Raw genomic sequence first — 25,482 nt, 5'->3', positions numbered from 1 at the left:
ATCTCCTATGCCTATTTAAAACTGAATGCATAGGTATAAAAAGAAAAGCTATGATTTTTTTAGTAATTAAGTAAAATAGAGTGAAAGATTAAGAGGAAATTTTGAAAAATAAGATAAAAAAGATAGTGATTTCAGGGAAAGAAGTGTGGCCAATCATCGAGGGCGGCAAAGGCATTGCAATCAGTGATGGAAGATCAAGTGGGGCGTTTGCTGCAGCAGATGCTGTTGGTACATTTTCTGGTGCAAATGCTAAACTTATTGATGACAATGGAGAGTTGGTGCCACTGATTTATAGGGGTAAAACAAGAAATGAAAAACATGAGGAATTAATTAAGTATAGTATTGAGGCTGGAGTTAGTCAAGCAAAAATAGCGAATGAAATATCAAAAGGCCGTGGAAGAATACATATGAACGTGCTTTGGGAAATGGGAGCAGCAGAACAAGTCCTTCATGGCATATTAGAAAAAGCAAAAGGCTTAGTTCATGGCATCACTTGCGGTGCTGGTATGCCTTACAGACTCGGAGAAATTGCAGCTAAATATCAAGTTTATTATTACCCTATTATCTCATCAGCACGCGCTTTTAAAGCGTTATGGAAACGTGCTTATCAAAAAATATCTTCTTTTTTACTTGGTGGAGTAGTATATGAGGATCCGTGGCTTGCTGGTGGTCACAATGGCTTGAGTAATAGTGAAGACCCAGAATTACCGCAGGCTCCATTTGAAAGAGTTGCAGAGCTTAGATCTTTCATGAACGAGATTGGTCTTACTGAAACGCCAATTGTTATGGCAGGGGGAGTGTGGCATTTGAAGGATTGGGAACATTGGTTTGACAATTTACAAATCGGACCAATAGCTTTTCAGTTTGGCACTCGTCCACTTTTAACAAAAGAAAGCCCGATTTCTACAGAGTGGAAAAAGAAGTTACTTACTTTAGAAGAAGGTGATGTATTTTTAAACAAATTTAGTCCAACAGGGTTTTACTCATCTGCAGTAAGAAATAACTTCATACGTGAGCTACAGGAGAGGAATTCACGTCAAATAAAATTTTCGGAAAGTGCAAGCGGAGAGTTTAATAATGAATTTGCAATGGGTAGCAGAGGTAGAAAGATTTACCTCACTGTAAAAGACAAAGAGCTAGCAAATGCATGGATTAAAGCAGGGTATACAGAGGTAATGAAAACTCCAGATACAACTGTTATTTTTGTGACACCAGGCAAATTTGCGGAAATAAGACAAGATCAAATTAATTGCATGGGATGTTTAAGCCATTGTCTGTTTAGCAATTGGAAAGATCATGGTGACCATTCAACAGGGCGAAAGCCAGACCCACGGAGTTTCTGTATACAAAAGACACTGCAAAACATTGTACATGACGGCAATGTTGAAAATGAACTCATGTTTTCTGGACACAATGTGTACAGATTTAAGCAAGACCCATTTTATGAAAATGGCTACGTACCGACAGTAAAAGAACTGGTGGGAAGGATATTAACTGGGTATTAGGGTATGGTTGAATTGACAAGTAAACTTTACTTTGTTATAATAAATGTTTATTAATTTAACCTTAATTTAGGGGGAACTTTTATGCGTGATAGTGTTTTAAAAAGGTATGCACTTGCCTATATAAAAGAAAATGGCAGTGACAATGGTGTTCAAGAATTTTTACGTTCTCTTGATATGCAAAATATTGAGAACTGGAGTGATAAAAGTTTTGAAAATGCGTATAAGGAATTTAAGCTCAATAATCCAACTAATGAGCAGAACAGTACAAAATATGATAGAAGCAATAGGCAACAAACTACAGGCCCTCAAGTCACGCACGTACATGATAATAGAGGTTTAGATTTTTGGGATTATTTACTACTTAGCAACCTGTTTGGTGGTCGTACTACAGTTATAAATAACCCTGGTTTTGATACTGTTGGCTACCAAAGCAGAGAAGATAAGAAAAAAGACTCAGAAGACAGCAGGAAATTATTAGCTTTAGGGATAGTAGCTGTAGTTGCGTGTGTTGCTTTCCATGCTTTAATGTGTGTTTGGTACAACAGCAGCGAAAAAACGGCTAGAAAATCAGAAAAGGTAGATTACCTGGATAATAAACTTAAAATGTTCAGAAATATAGAATTTGCAGTTGGTGCAATTTCTTTAGCAGCTTTGGTAGGTTGCGCTATTAACCCAGTCTTACCAGTTTGGGGTTTAGTCATTCTTGGTATTAATTCTCTTGTATGTTTTGCTGGTGGTTTGGCTTTTCATATGAAGCATGAGAAAGAGTCAGAAAATATTGAGAGAGCTAAAGAAGCGGTAGATAATTATCCTAAACAAGGACCTGGGTACAGCTCTAGAGATTCTTCTAATCTTGAACCACCACCTCCTTACTCTCCTCAAGATCCTAATACTGCTCCAAGTGCTCCTTCTTATGATGAAACCAGACCTGGTGGGTTGTTTTCTACTCCTAATCTGACACAACAGTTTGGAGGTTTGTGCTAAGGCTAATAGCTAAAGCATAAGTTACTAATCGAGAATACCGCTGCAACACGCAGCGGTATAATGGATTTTCAGATTGCTTGTCTGGTAGGATATGTATTGATTTTTATTACTAGTGCAGATACGATAAAGCTTTAAGCACTACAAGATGGAGCAATTTGAGAGCTTTTACATCACTACGCCAATATATTACGTAAACGACAAGCCACATATCGGCCACGCATATACTTCCCTTATCTGTGATGTTACAGCTAGATTTATGAAATTAGCTGGAAAGAACGTCAAATTTACTACTGGTACAGATGAACATGGACAGAAAATTGAAAAAGCGGCTAAGGTAAAGGGAATAGAGCCAAAAGAATTTACAGATGAAATAAGTGTTACGTTCAGAAAATTGGCTGAGCTAATGAACTTTTATTATGATGATTTTATTCGCACCACAGAAGAACGTCATGAAAAAGCAGTTATAGCTCTATGGAATAGGCTTGAAGAGAGAGGGCAAATATATCTGAATTCTTACTCAGGTTGGTATTCAGTTCGTGATGAAGCGTTTTATCAGGAATCAGAGTTGATAGATGGCAGAGCACCAACAGGTGCTGAAGTTCAGTGGATAAAAGAAGAGAGCTACTTTTTTCGTTTGTCAAGTTGGCAAAATAAATTACTAGAGTTATACGAAAATCAGCCGAATTTCATCTTTCCTGAGAGCAGAAAAAACGAGGTGGTATCGTTTGTAAAATCAGGACTTACTGACCTTTCGATTTCTCGTACTAGTTTTAATTGGGGAATAAAAGTACCAGGGAATGACAAGCACGTAATTTATGTTTGGATAGATGCGCTCACTAACTATCTCACATCAATAGGCTTTCCTAATATAGAAGATGAGGAATATAAGAAATTTTGGACAAACTCCTTCAACGTTCATGTGATCGGTAAAGACATATTGCGTTTTCACGCTGTATACTGGCCAGCGATCCTCCTTGCAGCAGATTTATCACTGCCAAAGCAAATTGCAGTTCATGGTTGGTGGCTGAACGAGGGGGAAAAAATATCCAAATCCCTTGGTAACGTTATAGATCCAATTGGTCTGGCAGAAGAGTTTGGTGTTGATCAACTACGCTATTTTCTCCTTCGGGAAGCAAGTTTCGGTCAAGATGGTAATTTCAGTAAGAAGAACATGATCAGCCGCATAAACTCAGAGCTGGCAAACAATATAGGCAATTTAGTGCAAAGAACAATTTCATTTCTGCACAAGCAATGCTTTGGAGTTGTACCAGTGGTCGATCGCAATTTGCTTAAAGATGATGAGAGTTTACCAAATTGCAAAGCCATAATTGATCAAGTAATGGATCATCTATCAAAGTATGAATTTAACCAGATTATACTCCTGATTATCAATATCTCTTCCAAGGCCAATGCTTACATAGATAAAAGTGCACCCTGGACACTCAGTAAAACCGATAGAGAGCGCATGGATTTAGTAATCTACAAATTACTTGAATACATTAGAATGATTGGCATTTTGCTGCAGCCAATTGCTCCAAAGTCAGCAAAAATGATACTCGATCAGTTGCAAATTCCAAAAGAACAACGTGATTTAAAATCTCTGTGCAACGCATGTGTAAGCTTAGGCATTACACTGCCTAAACCTACGCCGATTTTTTTGAGGATCGATATTTAAAGAATCCTTAGTAAGCCGTTACAAGACTAGACTGAGTTGGCCGTTCTGTAGTTAGCCTTTTTAATTCAACAGAGTCAAAAAAAAGGTTCTGTCGCATCTATAAACCATAGGAAAAAAGCTGAGATTATAGGAGTTATGAAGCCATTAACATAGCAAAATTCTCAAAAGTAGAAACATTATTTTAATAATTTGTCTTTTTTGAATCATACGAATATTTTCTATGCCTGTGATGGTAATCTTTGCGAAATGGAAGCTTTTAAACCCAAGCATTGGCTTTATTAGTTTTTTGATAAATCTATCAACAATATTATTTAGATATTTTATTTGAAGAACTGTAATCTTCAGAAATTTCTGCATTCAAATCATCAAGAGCAGCAGTATTACTGCCGCTTTTATCAATTACAATTTTCTCAGGAAGATAGTTACTCCTGAAGGCTTTACGAAAGAATGCAAGTGCTGCAGACTTGTCTCTACTAACACACAAGTCTACAGTATATAAATAAACCCATTTACCGTTTAATTTAATGTAAGTCTCTCCAACTACTACCAACCTGCTTCTTTCTTTTCCTTACTGCCTCATCTATCAGTGGTGATAACCCACCTTTGTGACGTAGCATTTTGCTCCCCTTATACTCATCATTTCTTCCAAATCTCGATAGCTCAAAGAGAATCGATATTTCATGTATACAGATAACATCCTCTGAAAAGCTAAATCCTTTGAAATATGGCAACAATTTTTGATTGATACGAAACATCTTTGCTTTTTTTTTAGACAATTATATCATTCTTCTTTCTACTTCCCTACAAATGCGACAGAACCTTTTCATGATACTGTTTATAATCCTCAAGACTCTTTGATATTTTGCCTTTTAACTCTTCTTGCGAATCTTTGCTTTTTAACGTTTCTTGCAAATTTTTGTCTTTTAACAACTCGTTAGCTTTAGATTTTTCAATTTTTGGCTTCCACTCATCATATGTATATTTTTGTTTCCCACCATATTTTGTACCATAACACTCGCTTCCTGCATTAAATATTTCTTCGTTACAGATTTTATCACCCTGATAAAAGTAATCGCTTATATTAATTTTATCGCTAGTTAAAGTTTGTCTAATTGCTGCTTTATTTTCTGCAAGTTCTTCTCTGTACTTGTTAATGCAATTTAGTAATTCTTTTTTGCAATCTGTAGTCATAAGCTGTTTCCTTTAATAAAATAATTAATATTTTATTACTATTTTGGTTATAACTAAGATAGTAATGAGAAGTTCAGTGTCTACAAAGTTTGTTTAAACTATTTTCAAAATGGGTAGAATGTAATTTTAGGTTAATAAAATGAATTACGATGTAATCATTTCAGGTAGTGGGCTAATTGGTCTTATTACTGCTATTGGCCTGAGTAATGACTCTGTATCTGTAGCCGTAATTGAGAAAAATAGTTTATCACGTGCAGTTGATGATAATCGAGCATTTGCTATTTCTCAAGGATTAAAAAAAATACTAGAAAAATTAGGGATTTAGCGGCTCTTAGAAGGCGAAGCTGAACCAATACTTGATATATGCATATTAGATGGAGATAGTCCATTTACTGTGCATTATGACCATAAAATGGTTGGTGAAGAGCCAATGGGCTACGTAATCAAGAGCGCTATTATATGGAATGCAATCAATAACAATTTTTTGCATAAACTCAATATATATTCTCCACGTTCCTATAAGACAATCTCTTGTGACGAAGGATAAATGGAAGTTACTCTTGATAATGATCAAAAATTGATATCATCACTATTTATCTGCGCTGAAGGTAAAAACTCTAAGTTGCCAGAGTTGTTTTCTATACCAATGATAAAATTTGATTATAAACAAAATAGCATGGTATTTAATGTAAAACATGAACTACATCACCAAAACTTAGCTGTAGAGCGGTTTTTTCCTGGTGGTCCATTTGCAATTTTGCCAATGAAAGGTGGCTATACTTCTTCAATAGTTTGGACAGAAAAATGCGAAATTTCAAAAATGCTGATGAGCTTATCTGAAGAGGAGTTTATCATAGAACTCAAAAAAAGATTTGGTTCTTATTTGGGAGAAATTGAATTAGAGGGTGAAAGAAAATCTTACCCTTTGAGTTTTACTTTTGCGAGAAAGCTTCATAAAAGCAGAATTTTGCTTATTGGCGATGCAGCACATTCAATCCATCCAGTTGCAGGTCAAGGACTTAACCTTGGAATGAGAGATGTAGAGAGTGTTATTAGACAAATAACTGCTGCAAAATCCTCTGGCATTGATGTTGGCAGTAATTATCTATTGAAGAAAATTTCACGTGATAGATACTTTGATAATTTTACTATGGCACTTGCAACTGATGGACTAAATAGAATATTTTCCAACAGAATACTTTGCGTTAAAGTTCTGAGCAATCTTGGTTTAATGGTAGTTGAAAATTCAGATTTTCTTAAAAAAAGCTTCGTTCGACATGCTATGGGGTTTATATAAATCATTAGATTTCTTTCATCATAATCAGGTGTCATTAGAGTAGTTGACACTGGAGCCCAAATTCCATAATGTCATGCCAGTGCCCAGACACTGGCATCCAGAAAAATTTATAAGCAAACTTGAGCTTATGCTAAATTTGATGAAATGAAAAACTGAATTCCAGCGTCACGCACTGGAATGACAAGAAAAAGGGTACTGGCATGACATTAAATGATTTTCCTTATTTTAGCATTAAACGCGATGAAGAAAATCATTTATAATCGCTATAGCAACTAGTGTTGAAACCTGACGTACCTTTTGGCTTGACAAACGAGAGTTTTTATCTGATTTGACAACAAGGGCTTCTAGATGACTTTGAAAGTAAATATTACCATGCTTATCTTCGATAGCTTCTATTACCCCGTCATTGGCAAATGCTGCAATTTTATATCCAAGTAGCTCTAGCCTTCTTCTATTCTCTGTAGTATTACTTACTGTACCTGAATGAGCATTCGGAAAATAAGTTGAAAACCAGCCATTTTGATTAGGTAGTAAAAATCTAGCTACCACTTTTTCCAAACGACTACCTGGAACAATTTTTATCTGCTGAAGAGATATATTCTCTTTTTGTGGATAGGATGATGATTTTAAATGATTCTTCTCATCATTAACAACATTTGTTATTTCAATTTCTTTTGCATGCATAATGTCTTGTAAACCACCGCATATGGCAAGCAAATGAATTGTAGGATTGTCATCTACTATTTTTACAATTGCTTCATTCACAAGCTGGCGGTAAGGGTTAAGAGCTGAATGAAAGTTATCTGAAATAAATATTCTGTTTATCTTTTGCTCTTTGATAAATTTTGCAACTTCAACTTTTATTCGATCTAGTATCAGCTTTTTTGCCAATATTTCATCTTGTTTTGCGAACTCTTCTTGGATTTCTTTTAGATTAATTATTTTGTCGTAGTCAATGAATATAGTTTTAACCCCAAAATTATTGAATATCTCATAGATATTTTGAGATTCATCTGTTTGCAATAAACCAACAATTATATTATAATTTACTGCATTTTCCACTGTCAAAGCAGATAATTCTTTGTTTACTTTTTCACTATAAGCGATATTACTCAATAGTAGAAATGTAATTAATAGTATATTAAATATTCTATTGTAACATTTATACATTATTTCCTAAATAATTATATTAATATTATAATATATTATAGAACATTAAGAAAAAGAATGTGGCCTGAGCAGGAATCGAACCAGCGACACAAGGATTTTCAGTCCTTTGCTCTACCAACTGAGCTATCAGGCCAACTACGTACTTTCATTTTTAGATAAAAAACGTTATCATGTCCATCAAAAGTTTTTGAAGTATAGAAACAAAGAATGAACATTAGTAACAAAATAGGAATTTATCCTGGTACATTTGACCCCATAACTTTTGGGCACCTTGACATAATAAAAAGAGCATGTAAGCTAGTCGATAAGTTGATAATTGGTGTTGCAGAGAATGTTAATAAACATACTAATTTTGACATAAGTCTACGCACAAGCATGGCTAAAAATGAAGTGAAAGGAGCAGGAATTGATGCAGATATTATATCCTTTAATGGGTTGCTAGTGAAGTTTGCCAAAGAGCAAAATGCTTCTGTTATTATTAGAGGACTGAGAGCAGTATCGGATTTTGATTACGAGTTTCAAATGAGTTGGGTAAATTATAAGCTCTTTCCTGAAATCGAAACTATATTTCTTCCTGCATCTGAGGATACTCAATTTATCTCATCAAGTTTTGTAAAGGAAATAGCGAGATTAGGAGGAGATGTTAGCAACTTTGTGTCAAAAAGTGTCCAAAGTGAATTGATTAATCTAAATAGGGTAGAAAATGGAGAATAAGTATTTGTTGTCTTTTTTATTTCCAAAAGAGTATGTTAGATGTGTAAAATATTGTAAGCTAAAGGAGAGACATGTTAAAAGTGAGGGATAATAATGTAATAGTTTGCTGCCGTGGTGATGAGAATGATGATGGTTCTGGTCATCCAATAGTATACTTACACAAAGAAGGAGAAATGTATTGTCCTTATTGTAATAAGTCAATGGATGAAATAGTGAGTGCCGAAGAATTTCAATCTGTTGAGGTGAAAGTAATAAGCAAGAAGGAAAGAACCAAAGGTTAATAGTACTTCATTTTTTTAGCTTATGTAAATAGCAATGAGAGGGGCAGTAAAAATGAAACTATCCATACGGTCGAGTACTCCTCCATGGCCTGGTATAATACCTCCACTATCTTTAACATTGTAAACTCTTTTGATGAGTGACTCAGTGAAATCTCCAAGTTGGGCTAGAATAGCAACTATCAAACCAATTATTGGAGAATAAAAAATTGGAAATAAACTCAAAAATATTGAGCCAAAAATTGTACACACTATTCCAGCTAAGACTGCACCAAAAAGTCCTAACCAAGTTTTCCCAGGGCTAATGATTGGACAAATTCTAGTTTTACCAAAATTTTTGCCGAAAAAATAGGCAGCAATATCGATGCTCCAAATAGTTAAGATAAGCCATACTAATGCATATTTTCCCTGTGGTAGATTATATAGGCATATTAGCGAGGCATTTGGTAGTGCGATTAATAGTAATGCGAAAATGTATAAGATTCTATTGCCCTGAGTTAGATTATACCATTCAAAAGAAGATAAAACTGCAATTGAAAAAATTAGTAGATAAAATGATAAATCACTGAAATATGTAGCAAAAGAAAATATGAGTAATATTACTATTGAGGACAATATTCTAACCATAAAGTTATTATCTACCATATTTTTTTTCTCTTTTTGTATAATCTTCTAGTGCTTTGGTCAAATCTTGACAAGAAAAATCGGGCCACAAAGTATCACAAAAATACAATTCAGCATAAGCTGCTTGCCATAATAAAAAATTGCTTAACCTTTTTTCACCACCAGTGCGAATTAATAAATCCAATTTTGGCAAATCTTTAGTATACAGAAATTTTTCAAATTCCTCTTCCAATACGCAATCAATATTTCCTTTTATGACGTTGTTGATAGCATGTATAATTTCCTGCTTTGCTCCATAACTAACTGCAACAGTGAGTAATAGACCATCGTTCTTATGTGTCACTTCTTCTGCTTTTTTGATTTGATCGAATATTTTACTGGGCAATAGACTTAAATTGCCAATAAAATTTAACTTAATGTTACAATTGTAAATGAATTTCATTTTATCTTCATTAGTTAAAGTGGAGTAAAATAAATTAAATAGGTAGTCTGTTTCGTTTTCAGATCTGAGCCAATTTTCCATGGAAAATGCATACAAAGTTAAGTAAGGTATGGCCAGGACTGTACAATGCTTAGCAATATCAAATGCAACCTCACTGCCTTTTCTATAGCCATCAATTTTTACCCTTCCTTGATTGTTTGCCCACCTACCATTACCATCCATAATAATTGCTAGATGTTTTGGCAGAGATTCTAGATTCAACATTTGAATTCAACCTGTTCTAATTAGCTTAATGTCTATATCTCTGTATGAAACGTTCACTATATCCACCTAAAACTATATTATTACTGAAAAATCATTGATAGTCTATATTACAAAAATTTTCTCAACCTCGGTGTCAGCTGCCAGTGATTTTACCAAGAAAATATAGTAAAAATAGTCTGATATAGATGGTTTTACGATATAGTAAAATTATTATAAATAAATGAATTTGGTGTTATTAGAAATACCTAGCTCTTTTATGTGAATTGATATTCTCAATAACCTGCTCTAAAGATAAATTATATAATTTTGACACAGGTTCTTCGCATGTGATATTTTTCTCGAATGTAGGGAATTCTACAAGCGATATTATATCCAGATTTGGGCAAAAATGTTTAATAAGCAACTCTATATTCGGCTCTGAGTAAAGATGTTCAATTATATCATTGTAAACACTATTTTTGTTATTCAAATAATCGATATTAATATCTCTGACTCGACCAGCTCTAAACAGAGGTATGACAAACCTCAAAGTTGACTTTACGCTAGGTTCAAAATTTTTAAATATACTGATGAATACCTTACCAGTAACATTATCTGTTATTGCTTTTAGCTCTTTATTGGTAACAGAATTGATGCCCTTAACAACATCTTGATCTTCTAGTACTTTTATAATATCTTGAGAACTAAACTTATTAAATATGAGTTCTAATTTCTCAGGAGCAATTGAATTGATGCAATCAACAATTTTTTGATCTTTTAGTGTTTTTATAATATTTTCAAAACTAAAATTCCCATTATTAAATATGAGTTCTAATTTCTTAAGAGCAATCGAATCGATGCAATCAACAATTTTCTGATTTTCTAGTAATTCTATTGTATCTACACAGTTAAGCTTATCACTATAAAATATGAGTCGAAATTTTTCAATGTTAAAAGAAATGATATTCTCAACAACCTCCTGATTTTTTAGTAGTATTATAATATCGCTAAGAAGAAACTTATCATTACAAAGTATGAATTGAAGTTTTTCATAATCAATAAAATTGATGTGCTTAACAAGCTCTTGATTTTCTAGCAACCTTATAACCTTGTGACTGCTACTAGCATACTTGCTACTATTAAACTTATCACTATTATGAATGAGTTCAAATTTTTCATAATCAATAAAATAGAGGTATTCAACAACTCTTTGATTTCCTAATAACTCTATAATATTTTCACCACTAAACTTATCACTCTTGAGTATAAGTTGAAGCTTTTGATCATCAAGAGAGTTAATTCGATCAATAGAACTCGAATCTTTTAGTAATTCTGTAACATTTTGCTCACTAAGCTTACCATCACTCTCAACTATCATCCATTGAATAAAACGGATATTCCTAATAGCATTTTGATTTTCTAGTGGTATTCCCACATCTGCATCGTTGCAAAACTGAACATCATCAACATGTTTTTCATTAATTCCTTTATTTCCTAGTGCTTCTTTAGCGAAGTTATTCGGATCATTTTTTTCATCTTCCTCGTAATCATAATTCTCCTCACTATCACTACTTTCGAATTCATTGTTGATATTGCAAACCTTCCCAACTTTTAGTATTTCTAGAATATTGTGCTCCGCAGGTGCATCATTTAGCATGGACCTAAACATTTCATCATCATAATCGTTGATGTGATTAACAATGCTCTCATCTAATAGTAATTCTTCAATACCTTTGTGACTAAACTTATTATGATACTTGCATAAGATTTTAAGCTTACTGTAATCCATTGAATTGATGCCATCAACAACTCTTTGATTTGATAGTAATTCTCTGCCATAAGTCTTACATATCAGTTGAAGTTTTTCGTTATATAAGTCTTCTGCATTGCCTGCCTTATCAAAATCCATAATCTTATTTCAATTTACTTAGTATTTTAATTTTGCATGTATTAGGAGGAAATAATCAAGCATTATGATAAAAGGCCTAATGAATTTATTAGTTTATTTATGTTTCTTTTCATGTATAAATTTATAGAAAGTTTTATGTAGAAGTTATTTTATGAGCAAAATTATAGAAATCAGAGCGCCAAAAACTCTTGGTGGTGAATCAGTTACGGAAGGTATAGTAAAAATAAAGAAAAATATCGGCGAAGCAGTAAAAGTAGATGACTTGATCTTTGAAATTGAAACTGATAAAACGGCGCTAGAACTAACTGCAGAAGCTTCAGGACAAATAACTGAATTTTTTGTGAAAGAAGATGATGTAATTAGCCCTGATCAATTACTGGCAAAACTTGCTGTAGGAGAAGTAAAAGAAGAAGTGAAAAAAGAAGATAAAGGCGAAAGCGCTGATAAAAAAGATGCCCCTTCAGCTCGTAAAATTATGGAAGAAAATGCAATTAGTGCAGAAAATGTAAAAGGAACTGGCATGGGAGGAAGAATAACTAAAGCGGATGTGATAGACCATATGAGTAAAGCTGAACAACCTCCGGTAAAACAATATGAATCGCCAAAAAGTGTAGTAAGTGGAGAGAGAAGAGAAGAGCGAGTGAAAATGAGCAAAATAAGGCAAGTAATAGCTGCTCGTTTGAAAGCATCGCAAAATACTGCTGCAATACTGACCACGTTCAATGAAATTGACATGAAAAACGTCATGGATCTGAGGGCAAAGTATAAAGAAACTTTTGAAAAGAAATATGGAATAAAACTGGGTTTCATGTCGTTTTTTATAAAGGCAGCAGTGCAAGCACTAAAAGAAATTCGTGAGATTAACGCTGAGATTTCAGGTGATGAAATTGTATATAAAAATTACTATGACATAGGTGTTGCTGTTGGCACTGACAAAGGTCTTGTTGTACCAGTTATTCGTGATGCTGATCAAATGTCATTTGCTGAAATTGAACTAACCTTAGTTGCTCTTGGCAAAAAAGCACGAGAAGGTAAGCTGCAAGTATCGGAAATGGAAGGTGCAACATTTACTATCTCAAACGGTGGTGTGTATGGTTCACTTCTTTCTACTCCGATAATAAACCCTCCGCAATCTGGAATACTTGGCATGCACTCAATACAAAATAGACCAGTTGCTGTGAGTAGCTCAATTGAAATCAGACCTATGATGTACATTGCCCTCTCTTACGATCACAGAATAGTTGATGGCAAAGGAGCAGTTACTTTCCTTGTGAAAATCAAAAATTACATAGAAGATCCAAATAGATTGGTTTTGGAAATTTAAGCAGGTTAAAAGCGACAAGTAAGTTTTTCTGAAGTTTTCAAGATGGGTGGCTTTGTTGAATGGCAAGGAATGAGGAGGAGTAATGAAAGGAATTTACGGGGCAAATTTGAAAATAGGCATACCTATATCAGTAAAGTTATTAATCAAATAGCATTTTAAAAGCACCTCTTGAGAGCGATTTACCTCAGATTTATTCTTAAAACTAAATCCAAATGTTTTTTTGAGCCTCAGGAAAAAACTCTCGATACGTGAACGTATTTCATACCTTGTCTTCTTTTTCCAGTGGGTTAAATTGTAAGTTTTCCTTATACTAATGTTGTTGTGTAATAGTTTAGACTTAATCTGACAGGCATGAATTATCTGACAGAAGAATTGACAAAGTCAAAACCGATATCAGCATCCTGTTTAATGCTATCAATATTTTTCTGATAAGCAATATGCATACTATCAAAAAAGGTTTGCATAGGCATAGCAATATTTACCTGAATGTGGTCTAGATCTATTGTAAGAATGCACCCAATGGTCTACGTCTAACTGAAGTTCTGCCAAAGAGGTGTAAATTTTCTTTCTAAAGATAATATTGTAACATTCATCTTGCATAGTTCTATGGAACCTTTCACATATGCCATTAGTCTGTGGAGAACGAGCTTTGGTTCGAGAATGATCAATATTTTCTACCCCTAAATATAGCTGGTAAGCGTGATTTTCAGGTCTGCCACAATACTCTGTACCACGATCCGTCAAAACACGTAGCAATGATACTTTCTGTTCATCAAAGAACGGTACTACCCTATCATTAAGAAGATCTGCAGCTGTGATAGCAGTCCTTTCTGTGTAAAGCTTAGCAAAAGCAACTCTGGAATAGGTATCAACAAAGGTTTGCTGGTCCAATACCTTTGATATTACCAACATAATAACTGTCTTGGCTACCTAAGTATCCTGGATGCTCTGTTTCAATTTCTCCATGGGCCTCTTTTTCTTCCTTAGCCTTTTCTAGAGCTGTTATCTGTTCTTCTGTTAAAATGATACCATCCTGAGCTACTTTTGCTTCTAATGCCTTTAACCTCTTTTTAAAATTTTCAAGATCGTTTCTTTGCCACACTGATCTTATTCCACTTGCAGAGATCTCTCTTTTTCAGTTCGTTTGCTGCTCTTTCTTGTCCGTATGCTGGAAACTCTATTGCTATTTCAACTACTGCTTTTTCTATATCCTCCGACACTCTATTTGCATACAATGGCTTGCTTTTGCTTATCTCGTGTAAAGCCTCTTCTCCTCCTGTTTCATACAGTTCTTTGAAGCGGTAAAATGTATCCCTCCATTACTTTACACGCCTGTGATACATTTCCTAATTGCTTTGCAAGTTCTAGCAATCCCAACTTTGGTTTTAGTATTTTTTCTTGTGTTGTATTCATATCTGACACTCCTTTAAAACTTGTTTATATTTTTATCTTACTTTGTTTGCCTGTCAGATTAAGTCTAAACTATTACACCTTAATATATTGTACATGCATTTACTTATGCAATTTCCATTCTCTTTGACCTTAAAAAACATCCCATCCATAAATACTATCGGGTATACTGATTGTAGGGGACGACTCCTCCATTCATTGATTATAGGTAGTAATTTATCTGTAATTCCAGATATCTCTGCTGCAGATATTTTATGGTCATAGATTTCTTCCACATAGGATGCTATATCCCTGTATCCCACACCGCTTGCAAACATGTTCAAGACCTTTGTTTCAAGTTCTGGATGTAAGCTTGTTTGCCTTTTTTTCACTATCTGTGGTTCGAAACTTCCCTCTCTATCTCTTGGTGTCAATAGTTCAAATGAACCTGCACTCGTCTTCAAAGTTTTGCCATTCTTTCCGTTTCTTCGATTCTTTTCTTCTCTTTCATTGGATAAATGATGCTCTATTTTACCTTCTAGATTTGCTTCCAGCAGCCTTTTTACAAATGGTGTTAATGCTCCATCTCTCCCCATCAATGGTTTACCTTCCCTTATTGATGACAGTATATTTGCTTCCAGCTCTTTGTAATCTACCAGGCCAGTCGTTCCATTTTCTATTTTGTAACTCATATATCAAACCTCTATTTTTTGTTTCTATTTTATTTTTATTTCTCGGTTTGACACACTTTTTTGAACCATACGCGTCAAGTTAAGAGATTGTAAGTAAATTCAGGGAAGTTAAGGTAGATACTCTAGTTTTTCTGTACTTGTCTTTTAATGAAAATCGAGACCAAGTTATGGTAAGCTTTTTAAGAAAAACTTTCAAACTATTAACTTTATTCTTTAGTGCTAAAAATAACTCTCTAACCCGCCTTTTTAGCTCAATAAATGCCTTTGTTAAGCTAAGTTCTGTATTCTTTTTCACTTCTGTGCAACCAACTATGCCGTGAAATATAAGAATTGCGCACAATTTAGCATATAGTTCACATAATACTCTGCATGGCTTTCCTTTTAGCTTATCAAGTCTGATATGGCTTTTATACAATTTAAATAATAACTCAATTTGCCACCTTACTCTGTAAATCGTTAATACTTGCTCAGCACTAATTTTATTTTCTGGAACATTAGTTATAAATATTGACCAGTTCAACAATTTTTGATTTCTTTTAGAGGATGTATATCCCTGCGATCTTGCTAGTCTATTAGCTTTCCTTCTTCTGGCCATAGACTGTTCTTCAGTTAGTTTCTGACATATAATTCTTACTCTAATTTTTGCTTCTTTTCCTAACAATACCTCGTTTTCTAAAAATAACTTATCCTCTAAACATTCTAATAACTCCATTTTTTGATTTGTTTCTACATCATATATGTTGGTATCGGATTTATAACGACTTATGAAATAAGCTCCTATTTCATTGATTTGTTTAAAAGAACTTGGCACAAAATAACCGAGATCAGATATTAGCAAATCATTGCTTAATATATTACTTAAATGTTTCCTATATCCCTGGTCTGATCTTACTCCCTCCGTTAAATTAAGTTGGTCTATTATCTGATTCATGTAGTCGAAAACTAATTGTAACTTTATTCCATACTTAGTATTGCTTTCATAGCCACTGTAGCTAGTACCATAACCTTTATACATCTCTTCCATACTGTTAGGTAGAGTAATATAGCTACTGTCCAATAATTTAACACTATTAAATTGCTGTAAGATTTTGCAATCAACTTGCAAGATATTTTTGAAGAGAACCACAGATTCATTATACATCCTTTTCATAAATTCCACTGCTTCTTCAGTAAATCTAAAATCCAAACCTTGTTTTGTTATATCTATCGAGTCCTCGTTTAGTAATTGACACATTGTTTCTACGCTACAATTATCAACCCCTATATTACCCAAGACCATGGCTTTTACGAACGATGAACCTTTTAGCTTTCTCTTTCTTTTTATAAACCTTGTTGTAATTGAGATTTTGTCTGCTTTTTCATTAAAAAATTCTTTGAGCTTTTTTGATAAGCTAGTTATTTTATTCATTGGTTCTCTCACTAAAAGTATATCTGGGAGAACTTATACCTTATTATTCTATCTCTTTCATACCTTTATTTCCTTAACTTGACGCGTATGCTTTTTTGAACATTCCCATCTCTTCTTATTAAGAACCTAAATAATATAACCATTTCCAGCAGTAAAAATCAGCTAATGAGAGAAGTGTTTATTTTGGATGTGTTGGTCTATTAAATGTTCTACACAAACTTTTCTTTATATCAATTTATTTTTTGATTTGACACACTTTTTTGAATGTTTTCTCAGCGTTTCATTACCTTCTCTCTTTCTCCATTTCCTGGTTCAATATTTACACATGACATTTTTCTTTGAGGATGCTTTGATGGTGGTTCATATCCAGAAGGTCCTGGCTGTGATTTTGATAAATCTTCTATTGCCTCAAATTTTCGCTTTTTCACTTGATAGGATTCATCTACTTTTTGACGGGTACTATAAGGAAAAAGGTTTGACTGCACTGTATCAAGCATTTCCTTACCACTATAGTTTGTCACAGCTTCAAGACACACCCTTTTGAACTCCTCAGAAGAATATGCATGGCTTTCAATTATATGGGAAGAAAGCATTTTATGATCATAAGCTGCTAACATTGCATATTGTTCTTTTTGCGATCCTGCTTTATCTAATAGAAATTCTAACACTTCAATATCAGCTTCAGCAGCAGCTTCTCTAAATGCTTCATAATTATTGGCTGCCAACATTGCATGTAGTTCTTCTGGTGATCTTGCTCTATCTAATAGAAATTCCAACACTTCAATATCAGCTTCTCTAAACGCTTCATAATTATTAGCTGCCAACATTGCATGTCGTTCTTCTGGCGATCCCGCTCTATCTAATAGCAGCTCCAATACTTCAATATTACCTTCACTGGTAGCTATTCTGAGTGCTTGACAATCATTAGCCACCAACATTGCATGTTGTTCTTCTGGCGATCTTGCTCTATCCAATAAAAACTCCAATGCTTTAATATTACTTTCAGCAGCAGCTTCTCTAAACGCTTCATAATTATTGGCTGCCAACATTGCATGTCGTTCTTCTGGTAATTCTGCTCTATTCAGCAGCAATTTTAACACTTCAACATTCCCATTACCGGCAGCTACTCTAAATACTTCATAATTATTAGCTGCCAATATTTTACTCTGTACATCTAGTAATTTCGCTTTATCCAATAGAAACTCCAATATTTTAATATTACCACTGTCAGCAACTGCCCTAAATGCTTCATAATCCTTCACTGCTAACATTGCATGTAGTTCTTCTAGTGATCCTGCTCTATCCAGCAGCAACTTCAACACTTTAATATTACCTTCACTGATAGCTTCCCAAAACGCTTCGTAATCATTAGCCGCCAACATTTTATTCTGTACATCTAGTAGTTTTGCTCTGTCCAATAGAAACTCCAACGTTTCAATATCACCACCATCATTTGCAGCTTCTCTAAACGCTTCATAATCATTAGCCACCAACATTTCACGCTGTACATCTGATGATTCTGTTCTATTCAATAAAAGTTCCAGTACTTCAGTGTGCCCCGCATAAGCAGCTTTTCTAAATGCTTCATAATTATTAGCTGCCAACATTTTATACTGTACATCTAGTAATTTTGCTCTGTCCAATAGAAACTCCAATACTTTAATATTACTTTCAACAGCAGCTTCTCTAAATGCTTCATAATTCTTCACTGCTAACATTGCATGTAGTTCTTCTGGTAATTCTACTCTATTCAGCAGCAGCTCTAATACTTCAGCATTATCATTACTGGCAGCTTCTCTAAATACTTCATAATCATTAACTGCCAACATTTTATACTGCACATCTAGTAATTTTGCTCTGTCCAATAGAAATTTCAACATTTCAATATTACCTTCAGCAGCAGCTTCCCTAAATGCTTTATAATTATCAGCCGCTCTTAACATTTTATATTGAATATTTTTCTGTGATTGTTGTGTTTCGTTCATAAATTACCTCTAACCTATAGATACATTATGCAGCATAAATACTTAATAGTTTTTAACATTACTGTACTTACATTTTTGAGTACTATAAATGCTTATATTTTTTTTGTATACTTCTGCGATTTTTGCTTTCTTTAGGAAAATTTCTATTGCACTTTTATTATAAGATAAGCATAAACTTTTCTTACCATAATTCTTCTCTTCCATTTTTTAATGAATTAGTATTACATATTGCTAAAAATTTAAACAATATAACCATTTCCAACAACAAAAACTACTACCGTGAGAACAAGTTCCTTTGGAATCTCATGGTCTACCATGTGTAACATACGAACTTTTCTTTATATCAATTTATTACTTTATTTCTCGGGTTTTTTGAATATTCCTCTTATAAAATTAATAGCTTACTGTCAAATTATCTTCTTAAGTTCTTGTTATTCAGAGGTTCTACAGCAACGCTATCAAATAAAAACATAGGTGTCTCATTAGTTACGCTAACCATGCTTCCCGTTCTATCAGCAAAACCTTCAAATTGCATTGACATGTCAGATGGTGGATTCTGACTACTTTGAAGCAATTGTATATTTGATGCATTTTCTTCAAATGTTGCACTTATATTTTCTAATTTTCTTTTTTTAGGCTCGTTTAAATGCGCAGATCTCCTCTGTTGTCTTTCATGCAAAAAATTCTTGAGTTTAACTTTCACATTAACTTCTTTTCGCACTAAAGAAGAATATTCAGTAAGGTAGCAAGCAATATCTGGGCGGCCAATGATAATGGTAAGAGCATAAAATAAAGGACTCATACCACCTTCGTCCTTTAGATTTATATCAGCCCCTTTCTCTATAAGGTACTTAACACTATCTAAGTGAGCATATATGACAGCAAGGTGTAAAGGACTAACACCCTTTTTATCCTGTGCATTTACATTAGCCCCCTTTCCTACAAGATAGTCAATAATACCTGAGTGACCATATATGACAGCAAAGTGCAAAGGACTCATACCATCTTTGTCTTGTTCATTTACATTAGCTCCCTTTCCTACAAGATATTCAATAATATCTGAATGACCACATATGGCAGCAAAGTCCAAAAGACTTATACTACCTTTGTTCCGTAAATCTACCAGTGTTCTTTGCATTATAAGGTACTTAACACTATCTAAGTGATCATGTATGGCAGGATGGCACACAGAACTCATACAATTTTTATCATATGGATTCGCATTCATAATAAACAGCTTTTTCTTTATAAGGTATTTAGCAATATTTAATCTAACACTTTCAGCAGCATGGCAAAAAGGACTCATATAATCTTTACGACCATTTTGAGTAGCAAAATACAAAGGATTCATACCATCTTTATCCTGTAGATTTACATTGACCCCTTTTTCTACAAGACATTTAACAATATCTATATTACCACTGATAACAGCATAGTGTAAAGGACTCATATCATTTTTATCATGTAGATTTACATCAGCTCCTTCCTCTACAAGGTATTCAACAATATCTAAACGATTCTCTTCAATAGCAAAATGCAAGGGCCCTGAACTTTCATCTTGTAGATTTACATTGGCCCCTTTTTCTATAAGATATTTAATAATATCTATATTACCACTGATAACAGCATAGTGTAAAGGAGCACCACCCTCTCCACTCAACTTATCAACTTCCCAATATTCATTGTCAATAAAATGCTTAACTACTTCTAGTTGACCACATACAGCAGCCCAGTGTAAAGAGGTAAGGTCGCGATTATCTCCATCTAAATCACTTCCTTTCTCTATAAAGCATTTAACTATCTTTAAGTGACCATGCATGGCAGCACAGTCTAAAGAAGTAAATTTCATTTTATCAACAGCATTAACAATTTTACTTAATTTATTTGAATCTACTTTCTTTAATATACGTTTAATAACTTTCTCATTACCATCTTTGGCTAGTAAATGTAAGATAGTACTTCCATCATAAAGAGAATCAATAAATTCATTAACTAACCTGTCATATTTACTTGCATGACTCCAAACAGATATAGCGTGATTTGCATTTGTAAGGCAAAATGATGTCATAATCTCTCTTAAAATTTCTTCTTCTGTTCCTGCTTGTTCTTTCTCTAATCTTATTGTTTTTTGTACTCCCATATGAACTCTTGCTATTGATTCCTCTAAATCAATCACTGAGAACTTATCAAGTAGATTAAGTGCATCCAAAACCTTTTGCTGATCGTTTTCTGATTTCTTATGAAGAAAAATTTCTGCTGTATCAATTTGATCAGGACTCAAGTAAGCCATAGAGGCTAAAATATCATGCGATTGTTGTCCAATATCTTTTTCTTCTTTTATTTTGTCAAAGTTGACCTTCAAAGTCGTAAATAATTCTGGGGAGATATCTTGTTCCTCCAAACAATCAAGATTTGATTCTTGCATTACTTTACTATAGCGTTCTAGGTATTGACTAATACTAATACCTTCTTCTCTAATGTATTTTGTTGCTTCTTTTAAAGCTAATGGAAAGTAACTCAACCCTTTTACTAACTTTACCATCTCGTAAATCTGTAAGTGTGAGTTATCCTCTATTCCTAAGGCTTTTTCAATAAACATTAAGGCTTCTGCTGAAGAAAATCCTTTATCCAAATTTATCTTTTCTATCTCTTCTTTCCAATCCTTATTGCGAGAAGTAATTAAGATGTAAGGCTGTTTTCCACCAAAAATGAAACCATAAGGCGGCAAAAATTTTTTAATCTCATTATATTGACTGGCGTTATCAAAAATAAAATAACTTTCTACATCTTGAAGTTTCTCATATACATTATCAACAATAGATTCAATTCTTTTCTTTTGAACATCATTGTAATCTACTTGCTCTCTACCTTCCATACCAGAATTTATTTTTTGTATACCTTGATAACCTTCTGTAGGAATTCCTAATTTTTTAGCTAAACTATAAAATGAATTTGAAAGAGTGCTACATGATTTGGCATTTATCCATATAACGTTACCTTTACTCTTTATATTATGCGCATAACTTTTAGCTAGTTCACTTTTTCCTACTCCATAGCCTCCATGAATTAAGACCATTCATGGTATTTCTTCTTGTTTTTCAATGTCTAACTTCTCGTTTAACATCTTTAACATATTTCCTCTTTCTACAAAGAATTGTGGTAAATGGTCCAAATTAAAGAGAAACGGACGTACACTTTCCTCTTTTTTTGTTTGGAAATTCTTGATCTTTTCATACAGTTCTTCTATATCTTTTCTTTTCGTTGAATCGTTTCCATTAATCTCTTTTAATATATTACCAGCCAATTCTTTCTTTTTTTTCTCATTTAAAATATGCACATACTCTTCTTCTTTAGGTAAGTTAACAAGCCTATACTTTTTGTCTACCTCCCACCACTTTTCTAATTCCCATGTAAAAGGAAGTCTATATACATATTTTTCAGCATTATGTTTCCTCAACTGATAATATTCAGTAGTATCATAATTTACTTTTTTTATTCCTACTCCTGTATATAATCCTGGGGTTATCCAAATTTTACCACTTTGTTTATCTTTCACTTTATATCCAGACTGAAATGCTTCTGACTCAAAAAGTTTCGCTGGTTTTTTTAAAACTTGCTTAGCAAATGTTCTCGCTTTTGATTCACCTAAAACAACACCTTTTGTTATAAGATCAACGGAAAGTTCTTCTTTATTAGCTGAAATATAATTTATTACTCTAGATACAGCATCTATTGCTAATTTCTCAATCCCTCTCTCCCAAGAAAGGCTACTAACATCCATAATCCCAGTAAACTGCCCCTCAAATTTTTGAAAAATTTCTAAACTAGCATCTACTAAAATCTCTCTTGTTCTACCTTCTAAAGGCATAACTGTTGAAGAAACACTTTTTACTCCTTTCTTATGCTCTTTTGCAGAAAGATAACCTATCATTTCAATTGCTTTATCAGGAATTACTCGCATACCTGGTGGAATAGCACTCTTTATAGTTGAATCAACCAGACCTAATATTTTACCTGTTTTTTCTATTTTTGAACCTGGTTTTACTTCTTCAGAGTATTGAAATAGTTTTTTTTCGAATTCTTTAACAAAAGTCTTAACAAAAAAAGTTGCTCTTTTCACTATTTCATCATCTGTAAGACCTATATCCTCTACCGTTAACCTACAATCAATCAATGCACTATACAATGTACTACTGCTGCTTATAGATGAAGCTCTTGTTACTCTAGGACTATCTTGACTTCGTTCATGCTGAAGTTCTTCATCAGATAATCTGTCTTCATAATCAACTGTTGCTTCCATTATTGACTCATCAGGCAACACCTCTACAACAGGGCTAGATTCTTTATAATCTTCACAGTCCATTTGATTGTCTGTGACATCTTTCATTTCTGCTTCGAAATTTTGTCGAAAATAAACAGACTCACTGTCCAATTTTTTTTCACTAGCCATGGTTTTATAATAATAAAGTGACATTTGCTGTATTGTCCCTCTTAAGATTGGTTGAAAATGAAGACCTCCCTGATTTACTATATGTATAGTATCTTTTGTATAGTAAATTTTCTTACTAAGAATCTCGCTATTTAATATATCCTTTTGGTAACCTTCCTTATCAATAAGGTGATGCGTTATTACCTTTCTTCCATCGGAAGTAATGTGTTCTTCAATAAAATGCAATCTTACCTTATATACTATACAAATTATTCTTCCATCAATTTCTGGTAGACCCCACATAGCCGTAGTTAATTTTAATTTATCTATTGCTTTAGATCCTTTCTTAATATCATCTGCGGTAAACTCAACTCGTGAAATATAATCAGAAATGCTTCTACCATCATTTTTTAACGCTTCTGTAAGCCATGACGAATCAAGACCAAGTTGTTTCTCTGCGAACAGCCTACAAATATTTCTTAAAGATTTCACAGTAAAGTTCATTTCAGGTTTTAATTGCTTAAGTCCTTGTGCAACTGCATCAAAGAAACAATCCCCTTTTCCAATTGCTTTCCCTATTGTAAAACCTTCCAGCTGTAATATTTGCTGACTACTAGATAGCAGTGTGTCTTCTTTTTGCATTCTTATTAACCTAGATTGATTATCTGCTACTTGTTTCCCTGTATTTTCTTTACTTAACATAAAGCCCCCTATATTTTAATATTCATATTTGAATTGTTTGGTCGTAAACCTCTTTTCTGAAGATTGGTTTTGACATCTAATTCATTTGATTCTTATACAGCTGTACTAAACTGCTCTACAAATTTACTGTAGAAACCTCACGGTAATCCTAAGTAACTTTGATTGCTGAGTAACAGTGTGCTTTTCTTTTGATTTCTGATTAAATTAGATAAATTCTTAAAAAAGTGTAGATATATCGTTTAAATTCTTAACAAAAAGATATACTAAATTAGTAATAATTTATTTAGGAATAGTAAAGAAAAGTCAAGCAAACTTATTGACATTTATTATTAATATATTTATACTAAATATTAATCATTTTAGAGATAATTTATGCCACAACTAGAAGAAACGAAATCAACAGAACTTTTGGATGCTGTTAGAACACTAAATATGAAGGAATTTGTGAGATTGATAAAAGCTGGAGCAGATATTAATGCAAAAGATAAGGATGAACGAACTCCTTTGCATCATTCTGCTCAAAGATTATCTACACAGGAAGTAAAAGTTCTAATAGAAGCTGGAGCTGATGTGAATTCAGTAGACAGATGTGGATGGACTCCTTTGTTTACTTCTATTATGTCTTTCTATGGAAACGTTACAGATATAATAAAAGTTCTAATAGACTTAGGAGCAGATATTAATGCAAAAGATAAGAATAAAAAAACTCCTTTGCATTGGGCTACTAAAATGGGCTTTACAGATATTTGTGAGGTTATACTAAATCACATAGCAAGACTAGAAGTTGCTGGCTTATATGTAAGTGAGGAAAATTTACAAAAGAAAAATGAATTTATAACCACTTCAACCGAGAGGTATAACAATTATTTACAGCATCTTAAAAATTGTGAAGAAGAAGTTAAAAAGATTAAAGAAAGAAATAAGTCACTATATGACTTTTTGAGGGAAAATGACGTTAATAAAATGGCTGGCATATGGGAGCAAAATGAAAACGTACGTAATGAATTTGATAATGAAGAGAATTTAAAAAAGCTATATCCAGAATATGCTCATATTTTAATTAATAAGGCTAATGAGGTTAATAAAGTAAAAAAAGAAATTTTCCTTCATAACCATAGACCATTGATTGATGTTTTATCAGAAAATTATAAAGAAGATTTTCAAAAAATGTCATTTGCTGGCATAAAAAACTCTCTTATGTATCATAATAATGATTATAGTTATATTCAACAAGAAACGGGAGTAACTTTGATTAATTGTTTAGATTTTGAAGATGTGAAAGAAAGGCATGTGCCTAAGCTTAAAGTAAGGGTATTTGCAGAAATGATTAAAAACAAAGGTATAAATAGTCATCTTGAGTGTTCAAGCACTGAACAAACTCAAGGAGCTAGTCAGTCTCTTAATTAAAGAGGGATACATGGAGACCTGCTGCAAAAACAAAAAGAGGTGTTTCTCACTTGTATAAAGTGTTTTTAAACGTGATTTTTTAATATCATAATTACTATGAAAACTGGGGCTTTC

General features: G+C 33.3%; 16 protein-coding genes, 1 tRNA gene and 4 pseudogenes. 8 read left to right on the top strand and 13 right to left on the bottom strand.

Features of this window, described 5'->3' with window-relative positions; all coding sequences use genetic code 11:
- The first annotated feature begins 101 nt into the window (after positions 1-101).
- The 3 genes from ABWU45_RS01600 (at position 102) to metG (ending at position 4,164) form a co-directional block, all read left to right on the top strand.
- On the top strand, positions 102-1,505 hold the full coding sequence (locus tag ABWU45_RS01600) for an NAD(P)H-dependent flavin oxidoreductase (protein ID WP_353278729.1): 1,404 nt from the start codon (positions 102-104) through the stop codon (positions 1,503-1,505).
- 81 nt (positions 1,506-1,586) lie between these two features.
- Positions 1,587-2,489 carry a hypothetical protein gene (locus tag ABWU45_RS01595; RefSeq protein WP_353278728.1) on the top strand — a complete coding sequence of 301 codons (903 nt, stop codon included), beginning with the start codon at positions 1,587-1,589 and terminating at the stop codon, positions 2,487-2,489.
- Positions 2,490-2,634: 145 nt separating this feature from the next.
- The gene (gene metG / locus ABWU45_RS01590; protein WP_353278727.1) at positions 2,635-4,164 is read left to right on the top strand and encodes a methionine--tRNA ligase; all 1,530 of its coding nucleotides are present in this window, start codon (positions 2,635-2,637) and stop codon (positions 4,162-4,164) included.
- A 133-nt stretch (positions 4,165-4,297) separates the two neighbouring features.
- Here the strand turns inward: metG and ABWU45_RS01585 are convergent.
- Positions 4,298-4,919: pseudogene (locus tag ABWU45_RS01585) on the bottom strand (IS6 family transposase).
- Between the two features lie 46 nt (positions 4,920-4,965).
- Positions 4,966-5,355 (bottom strand): hypothetical protein, encoded by a 390-nt coding sequence (locus tag ABWU45_RS01580; RefSeq protein WP_353278725.1) that lies wholly within the window; start codon positions 5,353-5,355, stop codon positions 4,966-4,968.
- Positions 5,356-5,494: 139 nt separating this feature from the next.
- Here ABWU45_RS01580 and ubiH point away from each other — a divergent pair.
- A pseudogene (ubiH, locus tag ABWU45_RS01575) lies at positions 5,495-6,652 on the top strand (2-octaprenyl-6-methoxyphenyl hydroxylase).
- 231 nt (positions 6,653-6,883) lie between these two features.
- Here ubiH and ABWU45_RS01570 read toward each other — a convergent pair.
- Together ABWU45_RS01570 and ABWU45_RS01565 are read right to left on the bottom strand one after the other, a co-directional pair.
- A complete protein-coding gene (locus ABWU45_RS01570; RefSeq protein ID WP_010401296.1) occupies positions 6,884-7,822 on the bottom strand; it encodes a gamma-glutamyl-gamma-aminobutyrate hydrolase family protein in 939 nt (312 codons plus the stop codon).
- Between the two features lie 60 nt (positions 7,823-7,882).
- A tRNA-Phe gene (locus ABWU45_RS01565) sits at positions 7,883-7,955 on the bottom strand.
- A gap of 74 nt (positions 7,956-8,029) precedes the next feature.
- Between ABWU45_RS01565 and coaD the strand changes: the two genes are divergently transcribed.
- Positions 8,030-8,536: a pantetheine-phosphate adenylyltransferase gene (gene coaD, locus ABWU45_RS01560; protein WP_264375308.1), complete on the top strand. Its 507-nt coding sequence runs from the start codon at positions 8,030-8,032 to the stop codon at positions 8,534-8,536.
- Between the two features lie 71 nt (positions 8,537-8,607).
- Positions 8,608-8,817, top strand: coding sequence for a zinc-finger domain-containing protein (locus tag ABWU45_RS01555; RefSeq protein ID WP_007302836.1), 210 nt, complete (start codon positions 8,608-8,610; stop codon positions 8,815-8,817).
- Positions 8,818-8,832: 15 nt separating this feature from the next.
- On the opposite strand, the gene ABWU45_RS01550 is transcribed toward ABWU45_RS01555, so the two are convergent.
- The 3 genes from ABWU45_RS01550 to ABWU45_RS01540 all read right to left on the bottom strand — a co-directional run bounded on the left by ABWU45_RS01550 (position 8,833) and on the right by ABWU45_RS01540 (position 12,032).
- Positions 8,833-9,459 carry a phosphatidate cytidylyltransferase gene (locus ABWU45_RS01550; protein WP_007302837.1) on the bottom strand — a complete coding sequence of 209 codons (627 nt, stop codon included), beginning with the start codon at positions 9,457-9,459 and terminating at the stop codon, positions 8,833-8,835.
- Positions 9,449-10,144 carry a polyprenyl diphosphate synthase gene (gene uppS / locus ABWU45_RS01545; RefSeq protein WP_063630495.1) on the bottom strand — a complete coding sequence of 232 codons (696 nt, stop codon included), beginning with the start codon at positions 10,142-10,144 and terminating at the stop codon, positions 9,449-9,451. The genes ABWU45_RS01550 and uppS overlap by 11 nt, the downstream gene beginning before the upstream one ends.
- Positions 10,145-10,379: 235 nt before the next feature.
- Positions 10,380-12,032, bottom strand: a complete 1,653-nt coding sequence (locus ABWU45_RS01540; RefSeq protein ID WP_353278723.1) for a hypothetical protein — start codon at positions 12,030-12,032, stop codon at positions 10,380-10,382.
- 151 nt (positions 12,033-12,183) lie between these two features.
- Between ABWU45_RS01540 and odhB the strand changes: the two genes are divergently transcribed.
- The gene (odhB, locus tag ABWU45_RS01535; RefSeq protein ID WP_064085656.1) at positions 12,184-13,356 is read left to right on the top strand and encodes a 2-oxoglutarate dehydrogenase complex dihydrolipoyllysine-residue succinyltransferase; all 1,173 of its coding nucleotides are present in this window, start codon (positions 12,184-12,186) and stop codon (positions 13,354-13,356) included.
- A gap of 356 nt (positions 13,357-13,712) precedes the next feature.
- Here the strand turns inward: odhB and ABWU45_RS01530 are convergent.
- The 6 genes and pseudogenes from ABWU45_RS01530 to ABWU45_RS01505 all read right to left on the bottom strand — a co-directional run bounded on the left by ABWU45_RS01530 (position 13,713) and on the right by ABWU45_RS01505 (position 23,961).
- A pseudogene (locus tag ABWU45_RS01530) lies at positions 13,713-14,769 on the bottom strand (IS481 family transposase).
- A gap of 80 nt (positions 14,770-14,849) precedes the next feature.
- Positions 14,850-15,437 (bottom strand): annotated as a pseudogene (locus ABWU45_RS01525) (transposase); the annotation flags it as partial.
- A 79-nt stretch (positions 15,438-15,516) separates the two neighbouring features.
- Positions 15,517-16,845, bottom strand: coding sequence for an IS4-like element ISWen1 family transposase (locus ABWU45_RS01520; protein ID WP_353278337.1), 1,329 nt, complete (start codon positions 16,843-16,845; stop codon positions 15,517-15,519).
- A gap of 272 nt (positions 16,846-17,117) precedes the next feature.
- Complete coding sequence (locus tag ABWU45_RS01515) at positions 17,118-18,830, bottom strand: hypothetical protein (protein ID WP_353278721.1); 1,713 nt, start codon at positions 18,828-18,830, stop codon at positions 17,118-17,120.
- A gap of 412 nt (positions 18,831-19,242) precedes the next feature.
- Entirely contained in the window at positions 19,243-21,906 is a 2,664-nt protein-coding gene (locus tag ABWU45_RS01510) for an ankyrin repeat domain-containing protein (RefSeq protein WP_353278720.1), read from the bottom strand.
- Positions 21,907-23,961: a hypothetical protein gene (locus ABWU45_RS01505; RefSeq protein ID WP_353278718.1), complete on the bottom strand. Its 2,055-nt coding sequence runs from the start codon at positions 23,959-23,961 to the stop codon at positions 21,907-21,909.
- 372 nt (positions 23,962-24,333) lie between these two features.
- On the opposite strand from ABWU45_RS01505, the gene ABWU45_RS01500 reads away from it, so the two are divergent.
- Positions 24,334-25,368: an ankyrin repeat domain-containing protein gene (locus tag ABWU45_RS01500; RefSeq protein WP_353278716.1), complete on the top strand. Its 1,035-nt coding sequence runs from the start codon at positions 24,334-24,336 to the stop codon at positions 25,366-25,368.
- Positions 25,369-25,482: the final 114 nt, after the last annotated feature.

The sequence above is a fragment of the Wolbachia endosymbiont (group B) of Longitarsus flavicornis genome, from assembly GCF_964028135.1.
Classification (GTDB): Bacteria; Pseudomonadota; Alphaproteobacteria; order Rickettsiales; family Anaplasmataceae; genus Wolbachia.
This window is presented reverse-complemented; position numbering and strand designations above follow the sequence as displayed.